Source organism: Pararhizobium sp. P1_E7, from assembly GCF_056405855.1.
Genome location: NZ_JBFUBH010000007.1, coordinates 119,477 through 134,342, shown reverse-complemented (window position 1 = coordinate 134,342; position 14,866 = coordinate 119,477). Strand labels below are relative to the sequence as shown.

The following is a 14,866-nucleotide window of genomic DNA, read 5'->3' as shown; positions in this document are numbered from 1 at the left end:
ATAGCCGATCCTTGGGCCCGGATCGAAATTATTTTTACGCCCCCGGAATTTTCCGTGTCACGGCGATGATCGGCCCCATCGGATGCGTATTGTCATAGCGGCCAAGCGCCGGTGCAAACAGGCTGGAGATGGATCCATCGAGGAAAAGCGCATTGGCGCAAGCGAGCCGATCGCGAAACAGGGTCGCGAAATCATGGAAGCGAACCGGCTCCAGCGAAATGGCGAAAACCGCCATGCCCTTTTGATCGACACCGACGCCGTTACGGATCTGCAGGCTGTCGCTTAGCGGCAGGAAGGCCGGATGCACGTCTCCGTCGATCACCAGCATCGGCCCGGACTGCGTGGCAAAATCCGGCGTGATCGCTGCGTCGATATAGGCCTCGGTTTCCAGAACGCCGGCGCGGCCGCCCTGCAGGAAAAACACGCCATTAGGCTTCAGGTAGAAGTTGCCCCAGCTATGCCCCCGGTCGATCGCCTTGCGCTCGATACCATCGGCCACCAGCAGGCCGACAGATGTCAGATCACGCTCATACATGCCGCCATTCATGGCGAATTCGAGATACTCGCCCTCCTGCCGCAGATCGCGGGACAGGTTCTCAAACCCGGCATAGGGCAGACCGTCGCGGCCGCGATGAAAGATGCGGATGTCGCCCACGGCGGGGTCGAAGCTGCAGACCGCATAGCTTTGCGTCAGATGCATCACCTTACGGCAGGCGGCAGCGGCTTCCTCAGCGGAAAGAATGGATGCGGTCATGGCCAACCCGATGCTCAACGAACGAAACATGTCCACCTCATTTCATACGCGCCAGACCCTGTCGCGCGACAAGAGCAAAATGGAGGCGGATAATCTACAAATTCAGGGCAGCCATATGAAAATGCAACTGTTCCACCGGATAGCGATGTTCGGTTCCGACCGGACAGGCATTTCGGGCGATGCAACCGGTCGACAAACACCCGGCCTCACCTTGCCTGGTTTTCAGATGGGTGCGGCATGGCACCATCTGAAAGCCGTCTGCCAGGATGGCGTTCGCCGGACAGCTTGAAAGGCAGTGCTTGCCGGGACAGTGATCGCAGGGATGGCTTTGGCTGGCAGGTATCGTCGCAGCAAGTTCGCGGTCGAAACCAAGGGCACCGCGATATCCATGCCAGAGGCCGTATTGCGGATGAATGAGAATCCCGAGTGGCGATGGTTGAAGCCCCTCGGCCCGCATCGCCCATTGCTGAAACGGTTGCCAGGGCGGATCGGAGGGGAAATAGGCGGTCGCGCCGAGATGCTGCGCCACAGGTTCGATCACCGCCTTCGACCAGCGATCGAGCGGGTTTTCGCCACCGCGGTCCGGCAAGCCGCCGCGCCACCGTTGAAACGCCGGCCAGATTGAACCGCCGGCATTCCCAAGCAGAACAACGCTTCTGGCCACCCGCCTGTCGCTAAGCAAGGGTGCCGCCTCTCCCTCGGCAAAATTGACCACACCGCGCAAAAAAACTCCGTGCGGCGCAAGGGCTGCACGGAGTTCACTCAAGACATCGTTCGATGTTGTGGGACCGGTCATTTCGGTTTCGGCCCCTGCCTGTCGTAATGTGGGCGCCAGACTTCCTTCTGGACAAAATCCGCCACTTGCGCCGCTCCGCCTTGCTCCCTGGCTTGTTCGGGCTCTCTTCAAGTGAAGGCGTCGGGCATCGAATCCTTCTTCTTGGCGATGTAATCGAGAAGAGCCTCATCGATCGCGGCATCCAGCGGCGGGCGCTCATAATGTTCCAGCCAGCTGCGGGCCAGCGCATTGGCGCGTTGCTCGACGCGCTTCTCGCCTTCGATTTCCCACTGCTCGAACGAATTGTTGTCGGCAAGCGCCGAGCGGTAGAACGCCGTCTGGAAATTCGCCTGCGTATGGGCGCAGCCGAGATAATGGCTGCCCGGGCCGACTTCGCGGATGGCATCGAGCGCCTGCGCGTTTTCGGAGAGATCGACGCCTTCGGCCATCTTCTGCATCATGCCGAGCTGATCCTGGTCGATCATGAACTTTTCATAGGACGAGACCAGACCGCCTTCCAGCCATCCGGCCGCGTGCAGGACGAAGTTGGTGCCGGCAAGCAGCGTCATGTTCAGCGTGTTGGCCGATTCGTGGGCGGCCTGGGCATCGGGAACCTTGGAACCGCAGAGCGATCCGCCGGTCCGGAACGGCAGGCCGAGGCGGCGGGCGAGCTGGGCCGCGCCATAGGAAACCAGCGACGGCTCCGGCGTGCCGAAGGTCGGCGCACCCGACTGCATGGAGATCGAGGCGGCGAAGGTGCCGAACAGGACCGGTGCACCCTTGCGGATCAGCTGGGTGAACGCGGCACCGGCCAGCACTTCGGCGAGAATCTGGGTCAGTGTTCCCGCCACCGTCACCGGGCTCATGGCGCCGGAAAGAATGAACGGAGAGATGACGCAAGCCTGGTTGTGCCGGGCATAGACCTTCAGGGCACCGACCATGGTCTCGTCGAACACCATCGGTGAATTGGCGTTGATCAGGTTGAGCGTGACGCAGTTGTTTTCGACGAAATCATCGCCAAACACCAGCTTGGCCATGGCGATCGTGTCTTCGGCACGTTCGGGCGCCGTCACCGAACCCATGAACGGCTTGTCGGAATATTTGATATGGCTGTAGACCATATCGAGATGGCGCTTGTTGACCGGAATATCGACCGGTTCACAGACTGTGCCGCCCGAGGAATGCATCGACGGGGCCATATAGGCGAGCTTCACAAAGTTGCGGAAGTCCTCGATCGTCGCATAGCGGCGCTGGCCTTCGAGATCGCGCACGAAGGGAGGTCCGTAAACGGGTGCAAACACCGTGGCCTTGCCGCCGATATGGACGCTGCGCTCGGGATTGCGCGCATGCCAGGTGAAATTGGACGGCGCGGTTTTCAGGAGTTCGCGGCACAGCCCTTTTGGAAAATGCACCCGCTGTCCGCGAACGTCGGCTCCGGCCTGCTTCCAGAGCGCCAACGCCTCTTCGTCGTCGCGGAACTCGATGCCGATTTCTTCGAGAATCAGGTCGGCATTGGCCTCGATCAGCGCCAGGCCTTCCTCGTCGAGAACTTCGTACTCGCGAATCTTGCGCGTGATATAGGGAAGCGACGGCGGTGCACCACCGCCGGTGCGCGAGGCACGGCGGGCGGCCGCACCCCGGCCCTCGCCACGCGAGCGGCGTCCGCCGGTTTCTTCCGTTTGCTCGGTCACATCTACCATTTCTTTATCCTCTCCCGCGCCTCGTCTGCGCACATGTCGAGCCTATGCTACCAAGCCCTACCATCCGAACGGTTCTCAATGCGCCAACGGGTGGCGCAACTCGAACACGATCGCGGCTGGACCTTGTTGACGTCTGGTTTTGGACCGGCCTGAATTGCGGATATCATATTTTCCGACGGCCACAGCAGGCAATACACTGTTTTTGTTAGGCGCAGCCGATATGGCCTTCCGGCTATCGCGTTGCCGTCGTTTTTCATCGCATGCGACGTCGCTTTCGAAAAGAGCTTTTGGAAACAACAAAGCTAAGTATAGTGACTGCGTCGGGGAGGTTTAAGCCTGACAGCGCCAGGAACCGAGGAAAACCATCATGGCAGACGACGAAATCATTCTCGAGGATCTTTCCGACGACGAGCTCGTGCAGCAGATGCATGACGATCTTTACGACGGCTTGAAGGAAGAGATCGAGGACGGCACCAACATCCTCCTGAAGCGCGGCTGGGCGCCCTATGACGTTCTGACCCAGGCACTGGTCGAGGGCATGCGCATCGTCGGCATCGACTTCCGCGACGGCATCCTGTTCGTTCCTGAGGTGCTTTTGTCTGCCAACGCGATGAAGGCCGGCATGTCCATCCTCCGCCCGCTGCTTGCCGCCACCGGCGCGCCGAAGCAGGGCAAGGTCGTCATCGGCACCGTCAAGGGCGACATCCACGACATCGGCAAGAACCTTGTCGGCATGATGATGGAAGGTGCCGGCTTCGACGTCGTCGATCTCGGCATCAACAATCCGGTCGAGAACTATCTCGACGCCATCGAGCGCGAAAAGCCTGACATTCTCGGCATGTCGGCGCTTTTGACCACGACGATGCCCTATATGAAGGTCGTTATCGACACGATGAAGGAAAAGGGCATGCGCGACGACTACGTCGTTCTGGTCGGCGGTGCGCCGCTCAACGAGGAATTCGGCAGGGCCGTCGGCGCCGATGCCTATTGCCGCGATGCGGCCGTCGCTGTCGAAACGGCGAAGGACTTCATGAAGCGCAAGCACAACCAGCTGTCCGGCGCCTGATCAAAACCGGTTTGACCGATGAAAACCGGCCACGCTGATGAAAAGCGCGGCCGGTTTTCTTATATAAGGGACCAAGCCTTACTTCGCGGCACGCCCGACACTACGGCCGGCGTCCTGGGTCGCATCCACCACATTGGCGGTATCGCGGCCTATACCGCGGATGGTATTGCCGCACGAGGCAAGCGTCGTGATGGAAAACAGGACGATAGCGATTGTGGCGATTGCCTTTGCTGTCATGACTTGGGTTCCTTATGTGTGACAGGTCAATTTGACGAGGAAAGATTTTCGGCTATGCAACGCGCGAAAGCGGAAAAAGTTCACGTCATTGGTTGTGGTGCGATCGCCCGCGAAATCCTCGCGGTGTGCGAAGCCAACGGGCTGGACCACATTGATCTCATATGCCTGCCGGCAATCTGGCACAACACCCCCGACAAGATCACCCCCGGCATCAAGGCGGCCATCCACAAGGCGCGCGCCGAGGGGTTCGGCCGCATCTTCATCGCCTACGCCGATTGCGGCACCGGCGGCCTTCTGGACAGGCTTTGCGAAGAAGAACAGGTCGAACGCATCGCCGGGCCGCACTGTTTTTCCTTCTTTGCAGGAAACGCCGCCTTCGATGCAGGCTGGGACGACGATTTCACCTCGTTCTTTCTCACCGATTTCCTGGCCCGCCAATTCGAGGCCTTCGTCATCGAGCCGCTTGGCCTCGACCGTCACCCGGAACTGCGCGACATGTATTTCGGCCATTATAAGAAACTCGTCTACCTCTCGCAGGTCGAAGACGAAAAGCTGCAGGAAAAGGCGCGAAAAGCCGCAGAAACACTGGGGCTAACCTACGAATATCGTTTTACCGGTTATGGCGATTTGACACCGGCACTTCTGCACGCCACCGCATAATTTCGTAAATCGGCATCGATCGAAGGAAAAATCATCCGCACATTTAAAGTGCTGCAGCGCCCTTTGCGCATCATGATGCCGCGCGGCGCTGTAATCGCGCCGGAAACCATCTGTTAGCCTTGGCTGAATTTTGCGGCCATGATCGCATTTGATTTAAGTGCATGGTAACGGCTGCCCGGCCACATTCCCCGAACAAACACAACAAAAGGTGACGGGGATGACGGACATTTTCGCAACGGACCTGCCAGCGAGGGCGGCAACACACCATCCGCAGCAGCTTTCCCAACTGCTGCGCAATCTCTCGCTCAACGCCGGACCGAAAATCACCCTGCGCGAGCTTGCCGCCGCCATGGAAGACCGTTCCTTCGGGGCCTTCCTCGTTGTCTTCGCCCTTCCCAATCTTATTCCGCTGCCGCCGGGCGCTACATTCATCCTTGGCCTGCCACTGATTTTCATTGCCTGGCAGATGCTGGCCTCGCGCCGCACCCGTATCTGGCTGCCGCAGCGTATGGGCGATTATGCTTTTGAAAACACAACGTTCTTCGTCTTCGTCAACCGCATCACCCCCTGGCTGCAGCGGGCCGAAACCCTGATCAGGCCGCGTGGCTGGTTCCTTGCCAGCCGGTTTGCCGAAAGACTGATCGGCCTTCTGGCGCTCATTCTGGCGATCGTAATCTTCCTGCCCATCCCCTTCGGCAACTGGCTGCCCGCCTTCGCACTCGCCGTCATCGGCTTTGCCCACACGGAACGGGATGGCCTTGGACTGGTGGCCGGTGCCTTGATCGGCGTCATCTCCCTTGCCGTCGCAGCCACCGTCATCCTTGCCGCCGGCGCGCTCCTGACCTTCATCTTTTGAGACAAACGGTGATCGCCGGCATGACCTCCGTAGCCAGCAAACAGATCCTTGTAGTGACTGCCGGCGGACGCAATCCGCATGTCCTGATCAATGCTCTGCATGCCCGCTTCGACAATGTTACGGTTCTACTGGAAGAGCCTGAATCCAAATCCGTTTTCCTCAAGCGCCGTATTCGCAAACTGGGGCTGGTCACGGCGCTCGGCCAGTTTGCAACGATGACGGCCTCGAAGTTCGGCAAGCGCTTTACCGAGAAACGCGCCGCAGAAATTATCGGCCAGTATGACGTTGACGACAGCGAAAACCCCGCTGTCCCCGTCATCGCGATAGCCTCCATCAACACGCAGTCCGCCATCGAGCATATCCGCACAATCAATCCCGCCGTCGTGTTCCTCGTCAGCTGCCGCATGCTTTCTGCATCGACGTTGTCTGCCATGCCCTGCCCGCTCATCAATTTCCATGCCGGCATCAATCCGCGCTATCGCGGACTGATGGGCGGATACTGGGCAAGGGTCGAAAACGACGAGGCCAATTTCGGCGCGACCGTGCACCTGGTCGATGCCGGTGTCGATACCGGCGGCATTCTCTATCAATCACGAATGACACCGTCGAAAAACGACACGATTCATACCTATCCGCTGCTGCAAACCGCAGCCTCAACCGATATTGCCATCCGCGCCGTCGCGGATGCGCTGTCGGGCAATCTCAAGCCTCTGCCGGCAAATGGCAATTCGCGCCAATGGTATCATCCGCCGATCTGGGCCTGGCTCTGGAATGGCTTCTCGCGCGGCATCTGGTAGTTATATCGCCAACACGGCGGCCAAGTCGCTTTTGAGCATGACGCGCGTCGTGCCAAGGTGAGCCATGACGCGGCAAGATGCGCATTGTCGGGCAAGAGGAGATTTCGGGCATATGGCAGATCGCATTATCGTTTACTGGCGCGATATTCCCGCGCAGGTCATCATCAAGCAGGGACGCAAGACCGCCAAGCGGGAACTGACCCTGCGCTTTACCGAAGCGATCGACATGTGCGCCATGCGCACCGGGGCTGCCGATAGCGGCGATTATCTGGCGGAATGGCGCAAGGCTGACCCGGTCTCCGTCTCGGACGATCTCGAGCTGGAGGCCGACAAGGCTGCCGCCGAGCTGGAAGCAGCCTACGACAAGGAGCGCCTGGTCGCCCTCGTCAAATCCGGTGGCAAAGACAATGGCTGACGCGAAACCCGGCAATGCCGCACCTGCCAAGAAGGCCGCAACCGGCGCCTATACGCCGGCCAGTGTCTCGCCCAACCGCCGCGCCCGCCGCAGCTATACGATCCGCCTGTGGGCCGTGCGCCATTCGCGGTTCCTCGAATGGTTCTACCACCGTTTCGCCGATGTTTTCCTGCTGCTTCATCCGCTGTGGAAAGCGATCGGCTACAACCGCGTGGAAGCGCCGATCACTTTCATCGAACGCAACGTCAAGGGCCTGTTGTTCGACTGTCGCATGTGCGGCCAGTGCGCCTTGTCATCGACAGGCATGTCCTGCCCGATGAACTGCCCCAAGCAGTTGCGCAACGGCCCCTGTGGCGGCGTGCGCGCCAATGGCAACTGCGAGGTCGAGCCGGATATGCCGTGCGTCTGGGTCAAGGCCTGGGAAGGCTCGCGCAACATGGTGAGGGGCGATGCGATCATGAACGTGCAGAAACCCGTCAACCAGTCGCTGCGCGAAACGTCGTCCTGGCTGCGCGTCACCGCACAGGCCGCTGAAGCCCGCGAAGCCGCGGCCGCCACCGCAAAGGACGCCTGACGCATGGCCCATATCGATGAAAATCCGCTGGGCCGCCATCTGCCGCTCGATCCCCTGCCCGGCCATTCCTCGCGCGGCCGCCTGGAACGTGTGCTGCGGCGCGGCGAATTCGCCGTCACCGCAGAGCTGAACCCGCCCGACAGCGCCAATCCGGAAGACGTCTACGAACGCGCCGCGATCTTCGAAGGCTGGGTCGACGGGATCAACGCTGTCGATGCGTCCGGCGCCAACTGCCACATGTCGTCGGTTGGCATCTGCGCGTTGCTGACCCGCATGGGCTACGCCCCGATCATGCAGATTGCCTGCCGCGACAAGAACCGCATCGCCATCCAGGGCGACGTGCTGGGGGCGGCGGCCATGGGCGTGACCAACATCATGTGCCTGACCGGCGACGGCGTGCAGGCGGGTGACCAGCCGGGCGCAAAACCTGTTTTCGACCTTGACTGCATGTCGTTGCTCGAAACCGTGCGGATCATGCGCGACAACGGCAAGTTCCTCTCCGGCCGCAAGCTGACGACACCGCCGCAGGTCTTTCTCGGCGCCGCGATCAATCCGTTCGCACCGCCCTATGATTTCCGTCCCTACCGCCTGGGCAAGAAGATCGAGGCCGGCGCCCAGTTCGTCCAGAGCCAGTACTGCTTCGACGTGCCGATGTTCCGCGACTACATGAACAAGGTACGCGACCTCGGCTACGATGAAAAATGCTTCATCCTCGTCGGCGTCGGCCCGCTGGCCTCGGCCAAGACCGCCAACTGGATCCGCAACAACGTGCCCGGCATCCATATCCCGGATGCAATCATCAAGCGGCTGGAAGGCGCGCAGGACCAGAAAAAGGAAGGCAAGCAGCTCTGCATCGACATCATCAACGAGGTGAAGGAGATCAAGGGCGTTTCCGGTGTGCATGTGATGGCCTACCGGCAGGAGGAATATGTCGCCGAGATCGTCCATGAATCGGGCGTCCTGAAGGGCCGCACGCCCTGGAAGCGCGAGGAAAATCCGGGTGACTCCAGGGTTGCCGAGCGGCTGGAAGCGCTCAAGGACGGAAAGACCGAAAACCAGGAAGAAATGGCCGACGTCGCAGCCCATCGTCCGCATTGAAATGATAATGAATAGCAAGGACATGGCCGAAAAGGTCAGGTCTTTGACAACCCTACCCGGCGCATGACAGAGATCGAGCGCCCCACCGACCCGAAGGATCAGACATGACCCGCACCATCGTTGCCTCTGCCACCCGCGAAATCATTATCGGCTTCGACCAGCCGTTCTGCGTCATCGGTGAGCGCATCAATCCGACCGGCCGCAAGAAGCTGGCCGCCGAGATGATCGAAGGCAACTTCGACACGGTCATCAAGGATGCGCTGGAACAGGTGGCGGCGGGCGCCACGATGCTCGACGTCAACGCCGGCGTCACCTCCGTCAACCCGAACGAGACGGAACCGGGCCTGCTCGTCAGGACGCTCGAAATTGTCCAGGGCCTCGTCGATGTGCCGCTGTCGATCGACAGTTCGGTGACCGCGGCAATCGAAGCGGGCCTTCGGGTCGCCAAGGGCCGGCCGCTGGTCAACTCCGTCACCGGCGAAGAGGAAAAGCTCGAAGCCATCCTGCCGCTCGTCAAGAAATACGATGTTCCGGTCGTTGCCATCTCGAATGACGAGACCGGCATTTCCATGGATCCGGACGTTCGTTTCGCAGTTGCGAAGAAAATCGTCGAACGTGCCATGGATTATGGTATCAAGCCGCATGACATCGTGGTCGATCCGCTCGTCATGCCGATCGGTGCTCTTGGCGATGCCGGCCGGCAGGTCTTTGCGCTGCTGCACCGTCTGCGCAACGAGTTGAAGGTCAACACCACCTGCGGCCTGTCGAACATCTCGTTCGGCCTGCCGCATCGCCACGGCATCAATGCCGGCTTCATCCCCATGGTTATTGGTGCGGGCATGACGTCGGCGATCATGAACCCCTGCCGCCCGCAGGAAATGGAAGCCGTTCGCGCGGCCAACGTCCTGAATGGCACAGATCCGAACTGCGGCAACTGGATCATGACCTATCGTGATCACAAACCGGCTGAAGGCGGCACTGTTGCCGCAGCAGCATCACCGGCAGGTGCCGGCGGCGGCCGCCGTGGCGGCCGCGCCGGACGGGCCGGTGCCGGTGCTAGGGCGGAGTAACCGCCAGAAAAGAGACATGATGTTTTTCAGTGCCGATCTGCTCGACGAATTCTCCAGCCTCTGGTTCCAGGCCCCGATGGTCATATCCTCGCGTCTGCAGGATTTTGCCCTCTCGGGCGGGTCACCGGGCGGAGTGGCTGAAGTCAGCCGGATGATCACCGAAAAGCTCTCGGCTGCCACCGAAAGCGTCATGGCGGTGAACATCGCGATGGTGAAGGAAGGCATGATTGCCGCAACTGCGCTCGCTACCGGCACATGCGCTGGGCTGGCCGGATCCTCCGACCGCGTCGCAGTGGCAGCACTGAAACCATACGGCAGCCGTGTCCGCGCCAATGCGCGCCGGCTGAGTGAATAGGCCGAAGCCAACAGGCCAAAATGAATGGGCCAAGTGAATGGGAATGAACTGACCGTGTCCGCACAGGAAAACAAAAGCGATCCCCTCGTCCTGTTCATGCCATCCGGCAAGCGCGGCCGGTTTCCCGTCGGCACGCCTGTGCTCGACGCAGCGCGCTCGCTCGGCGTCTATGTCGAGAGTGTCTGTGGCGGACGGGCGACCTGCGGGCGCTGCCAGGTATCTGTTCAGGAAGGCAATTTCGCCAAGCATAAAATCGTCTCCTCGCTCGAGCACATTTCCGTCAAGGGGCCGAAGGAAGAGCGTTACGAAAGCATTCGCGGCCTGCCGGACGGCCGTCGTCTTTCCTGTTCGTCGCAAATCCTCGGCGATCTCGTCATCGACGTGCCGCAGGATACCGTCATCAATGCGCAGGTGGTGCGCAAGGCGGCAACCGACCGGGTGATCGAGCGCAATGCTGCCGTCCAGCTCTGCTATGTCGAGGTCGACGAGCCCGACATGCACAAGCCGCTTGGCGATCTCGACCGGCTGAAGGTCATGCTGGAAAAGGACTGGGGCTGGAAGGATCTCCTGATCGCGCCGCACCTGATCCCGCAGATCCAGGGCATCCTGCGCAAGGGCAATTGGGGCGTTACCGCCGCCATCCACCGCGATATGGATAGTTCCCGCCCGTTCATCGTTGGCCTGTGGCCGGGGCTGAAGAACGAAGCCTATGGCGTCGCCTGCGATATCGGCTCGACGACTATCGCCATGCATCTGGTCTCGCTGCTCTCCGGCCGCATCGTTGCGTCTTCCGGCACGTCGAACCCGCAGATCCGCTTCGGCGAAGACCTGATGAGCCGCGTCTCCTATGTGATGATGAACCCGGACGGCCGCGAGGCGATGACCAAAGCGGTGCGCGGGGCCGTCAATTCGCTGATCGGCAAGGTCTGCGACGAGGGCGAGGTCGATCGACACGATATTCTCGACATGGTCTTCGTCGGAAATCCGATCATGCACCACCTGTTCCTCGGGATCGACCCGACCGAACTCGGCCAGGCGCCGTTCGCGCTGGCGGTTTCCGGCGCCCTGCAATACTGGGCCCATGAGATCGACATCGACGTCAATCGCGGCGCGCGTCTCTACATGCTGCCGTGCATTGCCGGCCATGTCGGCGCCGATGCGGCCGGTGCGACGCTCGCCGAAGGACCATACCGCCAGGACCGCATGATGCTGTTGGTCGATGTCGGCACCAACGCCGAGATCGTGCTCGGCAACAAGGATCGTGTCGTTGCCGCCTCCTCGCCGACCGGGCCTGCCTTTGAAGGCGCTGAAATTTCCTCGGGCCAGCGGGCGGCTCCCGGTGCGATCGAACGTGTCCGCATCGATCCGGAAACGCTGGAACCGAAATTCCGCGTCATCGGCGTCGACAAATGGTCGGATGAAGAGGGCTTTGCCGAGGGCGCGGCTTCCGTCGGCGTCACCGGTATTTGCGGCTCCGCGATTATCGAGGTGGTGGCCGAGATGTATCTCTGCGGCATCATTTCGGAAGACGGCGTCGTCGATGGCGGTATGGCGGCCAAGAGCCCGCGCATCCTGCAGAACGGCCGCACCTTCTCCTATCTTCTGCACGATGGCGACCAGCGCATCACTGTGACCCAGAACGACGTGCGCGCCATCCAGCTCGCCAAGGCAGCCCTTTATGCCGGCATCAAGCTTTTGATGGAAAAGCTCGAGATCGAACATGTCGATACGATCCGTTTTGCCGGCGCCTTCGGCTCCTTCATCGATCCGAAATATGCCATGGTGCTTGGCCTTATTCCCGACTGCGATCTCTCAGAGGTCAAGGCCGTCGGCAACGCGGCCGGCACCGGCGCGCTGATGGCGCTGCTGAACCGCGGACACCGCCGCGAGATCGAGCAAACCGTCAGCAAAATCGAGAAGATAGAGACGGCACTTGAATCAAAATTTCAGGAACACTTCGTCTACGCGATGGCGCTTCCGAACAAGGTCGATAGCTTCCCGAAGCTCGCCCAGGTCGTAACCCTGCCCGAGCGCAAGGTCTTGTCCGACGACGGTGGCGATGGCGGCGGCCGGCGCAGGCGCAGAAGCCGCGACTAGCGTAACGAACCGGCGGGAACCAAATGACCACGGCCGCGTTCTTGCCGCACTGTGGATCAGATGCCTTCTCAAACCCGAAAGCGAAGCGCCCGGAAAGCCGGTGCAGAAAAGCCGCAATCGGCCGAACTCGTCTATCTCGCCAATCTGGACAGCGGCATAACCCGCAGACCCGGCAAGCGGGGCTTCCTCTATCATGACGCCGATGGGCAACGGATTACCGATCGGGCCGAACTGGACCGGATTGCAGCGCTTGCCATCCCGCCCGCCTATACCGACGTGCTGATTTCAGCCGATCCGAACGCGCATCTGCAGGCAACCGGCCGGGATGCGCGCGGCCGCAAGCAATATCGCTATCACCCGGAATGGTCGGCCGGGCGCGGCAAGACGAAGTTTGGGCAATTGCCGGACTTTGCCGCCAGACTGCCGAAAATCCGCGAAAAGGTGGACACAGACCTGCGTCTGAGAAAACCCGGCATGGACAAGGCCCTGGCGACCGTCGTCTGGCTGCTCGACAATCTCTATATCCGCGTCGGCAACACCACCTATGCCGAGGAGAACGGCTCGTATGGCCTGACGACGCTGCGCAATCGTCATGTGAAGATCGAGGGTTCCAGCGTTCATTTCAACTTCAAGGGAAAATCCGGCAAGGAATGGCGCCTCAGCCATAGCGACCGGCGCATCATCAAGGCGATCCGGATGCTGCAGGAACTGCCCGGCCAGCAGCTGTTTCAATATCTCGACGAGGACGGCGAACGGCATGCGATCCGCTCGCAGGACGTCAATGCCTATATCCGCGAGGCCTCCGGTGCCGATTTCTCCTCGCGGCAGTTCCGCACCTGGGGCGCTACCCGCATGGCAGCGACGGCGCTGTCCGTGATCGAGCCAGGCTCAAGCCGGCGGCAGGTGAAGCAACAGGTCAACGATGTGATCGACAGTGTTGCCGCGCGGCTGGTCAACACCCGCGCCGTGTGCCGGTCAGCCTATATTCACCCGAAAGTTTTTGAGGATTTTGAGAGCGGCGCGCTTGCCGACCTTGCGAAAATCCGGCCGAGCCGCAGCGAGACGCTGACGCGCTGGATGGACGAGGACGAAATCCGGGTGCAGCGCTGGTTGAAAAAGGGCGGCGTCTGAGCGCCGCCCCTGCCCATCGATTATTGCAATCCGACGAACGCGGTCCGCACATGCTCGGCCACGGCCAGAACCGGCGGCGACGGATTGTCGACGACCTGCAGGCCGATATTGTAGTGGCCGAGTTCCGGCAGGCCTTCCGCCTCGCCGAGCGCCACGAGATCGCCCTGGACGAGGTAACGCGGCAGAGGCGCAATCGCCAGATCCGCCTGGATAGCGGCGCGCTGCCCTGTCGTGTGGGCGCTGAGAAACGCAACCCGGAACTTTCGGCCGGACCGGGTCAGCTGGTCCACCGCATCGGCGCGCCAGACGCAGCCATCTTCCCACATCGAAATCGGCAGCGGTTCGCGGGTGTGCGCCGTCCCGCATTTCGTACCGGCCCAGACGAGCTTCTCGGACACCAGGATTTCACCGCCGCCGGTGTTTTCGCCGGCCATGCTGTTGAAGATGGCAATGTCCATGCGGTGTTCCTCGACACGCTTGCGCATGACGGTGCTGGTGCCGATGGTGACGTCAACCGTGACATTCGGATAGGATTCGGAAAAACGCTTCAACACTTCGGGCAGGATGCGCTCGCCGATATCTTCCGGCGCGCCGACGCGCACGACACCGTTCATGTCGGGCAGAAGAAAACGCGACACGGCTTCGTTGTTGAGTGCCAGCATGCGCCGTGCGAACCCGAGCAGCACCTCGCCCTTCGGCGTCAGCGATACCGAGCGCGCATCGCGCAGGAAGAGAACGCAGCCGAGCATTTCCTCGAGTTTCTTGATCTGCATCGAGACCGCCGATGGCGTCCGGTAGACCGTCTCGGCGGCCGTGGTGAAATTCCCGGTCTCGGCGATGGCGACAAAGGTCTTCAGGATGTCCAGTTCGAGAAGCGGAAGGACATGACGCATCATCATGTTCATGGCAGAACCTTTCGGATCAGATTTTCTGAATAACAGTATCACTTCATTTCGTTTGATTGAACCTCAACAGGGCGCGATAGTCAAGTTGCAAACATCGAAGACGTGATGAAAGGAGCTTCCCATGTCCCTGCAACACGACACGACAACGGCCAGAAACACCCCGGTTCGGCTTCGCGCCGGCGGCTTCACATTCTCCGTGCGCCACATGTTTGCGCCGCTCGTCCAGCAACTGAGCGAGGAGCACTACGCCCGCAAGGTCGCGCAAACCCGCAAGGCGACCCGGCGCGAAATCTCTCATCTGCCGGCCAGTCTACAACAGGATCTGGCTTTTTCCGATGGCACCGTCATAGCGCTGGATAAGCGTTAAGCGCGGACC

General features: G+C 60.9%; 17 protein-coding genes. 12 read left to right on the top strand and 5 right to left on the bottom strand.

From position 1 onward, the window contains the following. Positions 1 to 34: 34 nt before the first annotated feature. The 3 genes from AC1D17_RS10640 to AC1D17_RS10630 form a co-directional block, all read right to left on the bottom strand. A complete protein-coding gene (locus AC1D17_RS10640) occupies positions 35 to 784 on the bottom strand; it encodes a phosphodiester glycosidase family protein (protein ID WP_477565377.1) in 750 nt (249 codons plus the stop codon). A 64-nt stretch (positions 785 to 848) separates the two neighbouring features. After that, positions 849 to 1,550, bottom strand: a complete 702-nt coding sequence (locus AC1D17_RS10635) for a ferredoxin (RefSeq protein ID WP_477565376.1) — start codon at positions 1,548 to 1,550, stop codon at positions 849 to 851. Between the two features lie 107 nt (positions 1,551 to 1,657). Beyond that, entirely contained in the window at positions 1,658 to 3,229 is a 1,572-nt protein-coding gene (locus AC1D17_RS10630; RefSeq protein WP_477565375.1) for a trimethylamine methyltransferase family protein, read from the bottom strand. 367 nt (positions 3,230 to 3,596) lie between these two features. Here AC1D17_RS10630 and AC1D17_RS10625 point away from each other — a divergent pair, with 367 nt between their 5' ends. Beyond that, entirely contained in the window at positions 3,597 to 4,295 is a 699-nt protein-coding gene (locus AC1D17_RS10625) for a corrinoid protein (RefSeq protein WP_477565374.1), read from the top strand. Between the two features lie 78 nt (positions 4,296 to 4,373). On the opposite strand, the gene AC1D17_RS10620 is transcribed toward AC1D17_RS10625, so the two are convergent. Next, complete coding sequence (locus AC1D17_RS10620) at positions 4,374 to 4,532, bottom strand: entericidin domain-containing protein (protein WP_477565373.1); 159 nt, start codon at positions 4,530 to 4,532, stop codon at positions 4,374 to 4,376. A 54-nt stretch (positions 4,533 to 4,586) separates the two neighbouring features. Between AC1D17_RS10620 and AC1D17_RS10615 the strand changes: the two genes are divergently transcribed. The 10 genes from AC1D17_RS10615 (at position 4,587) to AC1D17_RS10570 (ending at position 13,585) form a co-directional block, all read left to right on the top strand. Next, entirely contained in the window at positions 4,587 to 5,192 is a 606-nt protein-coding gene (locus AC1D17_RS10615; protein WP_477565372.1) for a DUF1638 domain-containing protein, read from the top strand. 217 nt (positions 5,193 to 5,409) lie between these two features. Further along, on the top strand, positions 5,410 to 6,048 hold the full coding sequence (locus AC1D17_RS10610) for an exopolysaccharide biosynthesis protein (RefSeq protein ID WP_477565371.1): 639 nt from the start codon (positions 5,410 to 5,412) through the stop codon (positions 6,046 to 6,048). Between the two features lie 20 nt (positions 6,049 to 6,068). Continuing rightward, the gene (locus AC1D17_RS10605) at positions 6,069 to 6,845 is read left to right on the top strand and encodes a formyl transferase (protein ID WP_477565370.1); all 777 of its coding nucleotides are present in this window, start codon (positions 6,069 to 6,071) and stop codon (positions 6,843 to 6,845) included. A gap of 112 nt (positions 6,846 to 6,957) precedes the next feature. Beyond that, a complete protein-coding gene (locus tag AC1D17_RS10600) occupies positions 6,958 to 7,260 on the top strand; it encodes a virulence factor (RefSeq protein ID WP_477565369.1) in 303 nt (100 codons plus the stop codon). Beyond that, entirely contained in the window at positions 7,253 to 7,834 is a 582-nt protein-coding gene (locus AC1D17_RS10595; RefSeq protein ID WP_477565368.1) for a methylenetetrahydrofolate reductase C-terminal domain-containing protein, read from the top strand. The genes AC1D17_RS10600 and AC1D17_RS10595 overlap by 8 nt, the downstream gene beginning before the upstream one ends. Positions 7,835 to 7,837: 3 nt before the next feature. After that, a complete protein-coding gene (locus tag AC1D17_RS10590; protein WP_477565367.1) occupies positions 7,838 to 8,932 on the top strand; it encodes a methylenetetrahydrofolate reductase in 1,095 nt (364 codons plus the stop codon). A gap of 104 nt (positions 8,933 to 9,036) precedes the next feature. Then, positions 9,037 to 10,002 (top strand): methyltetrahydrofolate cobalamin methyltransferase, encoded by a 966-nt coding sequence (locus AC1D17_RS10585; RefSeq protein ID WP_477565366.1) that lies wholly within the window; start codon positions 9,037 to 9,039, stop codon positions 10,000 to 10,002. 16 nt (positions 10,003 to 10,018) lie between these two features. Beyond that, the gene (locus AC1D17_RS10580; protein ID WP_477565365.1) at positions 10,019 to 10,357 is read left to right on the top strand and encodes a hypothetical protein; all 339 of its coding nucleotides are present in this window, start codon (positions 10,019 to 10,021) and stop codon (positions 10,355 to 10,357) included. A 96-nt stretch (positions 10,358 to 10,453) separates the two neighbouring features. Continuing rightward, positions 10,454 to 12,454 (top strand): ASKHA domain-containing protein, encoded by a 2,001-nt coding sequence (locus AC1D17_RS10575; protein WP_477565466.1) that lies wholly within the window; start codon positions 10,454 to 10,456, stop codon positions 12,452 to 12,454. Between the two features lie 60 nt (positions 12,455 to 12,514). Continuing rightward, positions 12,515 to 13,585, top strand: coding sequence for a DNA topoisomerase IB (locus AC1D17_RS10570; RefSeq protein WP_477565364.1), 1,071 nt, complete (start codon positions 12,515 to 12,517; stop codon positions 13,583 to 13,585). A gap of 20 nt (positions 13,586 to 13,605) precedes the next feature. On the opposite strand, the gene AC1D17_RS10565 is transcribed toward AC1D17_RS10570, so the two are convergent. Further along, positions 13,606 to 14,490, bottom strand: coding sequence for a LysR substrate-binding domain-containing protein (locus AC1D17_RS10565; protein ID WP_477565363.1), 885 nt, complete (start codon positions 14,488 to 14,490; stop codon positions 13,606 to 13,608). A gap of 121 nt (positions 14,491 to 14,611) precedes the next feature. On the opposite strand from AC1D17_RS10565, the gene AC1D17_RS10560 reads away from it, so the two are divergent. After that, positions 14,612 to 14,857 (top strand): hypothetical protein, encoded by a 246-nt coding sequence (locus tag AC1D17_RS10560; protein ID WP_477565362.1) that lies wholly within the window; start codon positions 14,612 to 14,614, stop codon positions 14,855 to 14,857. The last annotated feature ends 9 nt before the right edge of the window (positions 14,858 to 14,866 follow it).

Coding starts and splice junctions, on each gene's coding strand:
- AC1D17_RS10640 (WP_477565377.1), bottom strand. CDS start 784: ATGTTTCGTTCGTTGAGCATCGGGTTGGCCATGACCGCATCCATTCTT.
- AC1D17_RS10635 (WP_477565376.1), bottom strand. CDS start 1,550: ATGACCGGTCCCACAACATCGAACGATGTCTTGAGTGAACTCCGTGCA.
- AC1D17_RS10630 (WP_477565375.1), bottom strand. CDS start 3,229: ATGGTAGATGTGACCGAGCAAACGGAAGAAACCGGCGGACGCCGCTCG.
- AC1D17_RS10625 (WP_477565374.1), top strand. CDS start 3,597: ATGGCAGACGACGAAATCATTCTCGAGGATCTTTCCGACGACGAGCTC.
- AC1D17_RS10620 (WP_477565373.1), bottom strand. CDS start 4,532: ATGACAGCAAAGGCAATCGCCACAATCGCTATCGTCCTGTTTTCCATC.
- AC1D17_RS10615 (WP_477565372.1), top strand. CDS start 4,587: ATGCAACGCGCGAAAGCGGAAAAAGTTCACGTCATTGGTTGTGGTGCG.
- AC1D17_RS10610 (WP_477565371.1), top strand. CDS start 5,410: ATGACGGACATTTTCGCAACGGACCTGCCAGCGAGGGCGGCAACACAC.
- AC1D17_RS10605 (WP_477565370.1), top strand. CDS start 6,069: ATGACCTCCGTAGCCAGCAAACAGATCCTTGTAGTGACTGCCGGCGGA.
- AC1D17_RS10600 (WP_477565369.1), top strand. CDS start 6,958: ATGGCAGATCGCATTATCGTTTACTGGCGCGATATTCCCGCGCAGGTC.
- AC1D17_RS10595 (WP_477565368.1), top strand. CDS start 7,253: ATGGCTGACGCGAAACCCGGCAATGCCGCACCTGCCAAGAAGGCCGCA.
- AC1D17_RS10590 (WP_477565367.1), top strand. CDS start 7,838: ATGGCCCATATCGATGAAAATCCGCTGGGCCGCCATCTGCCGCTCGAT.
- AC1D17_RS10585 (WP_477565366.1), top strand. CDS start 9,037: ATGACCCGCACCATCGTTGCCTCTGCCACCCGCGAAATCATTATCGGC.
- AC1D17_RS10580 (WP_477565365.1), top strand. CDS start 10,019: ATGATGTTTTTCAGTGCCGATCTGCTCGACGAATTCTCCAGCCTCTGG.
- AC1D17_RS10575 (WP_477565466.1), top strand. CDS start 10,454: ATGCCATCCGGCAAGCGCGGCCGGTTTCCCGTCGGCACGCCTGTGCTC.
- AC1D17_RS10570 (WP_477565364.1), top strand. CDS start 12,515: ATGCCTTCTCAAACCCGAAAGCGAAGCGCCCGGAAAGCCGGTGCAGAA.
- AC1D17_RS10565 (WP_477565363.1), bottom strand. CDS start 14,490: ATGAACATGATGATGCGTCATGTCCTTCCGCTTCTCGAACTGGACATC.
- AC1D17_RS10560 (WP_477565362.1), top strand. CDS start 14,612: ATGTCCCTGCAACACGACACGACAACGGCCAGAAACACCCCGGTTCGG.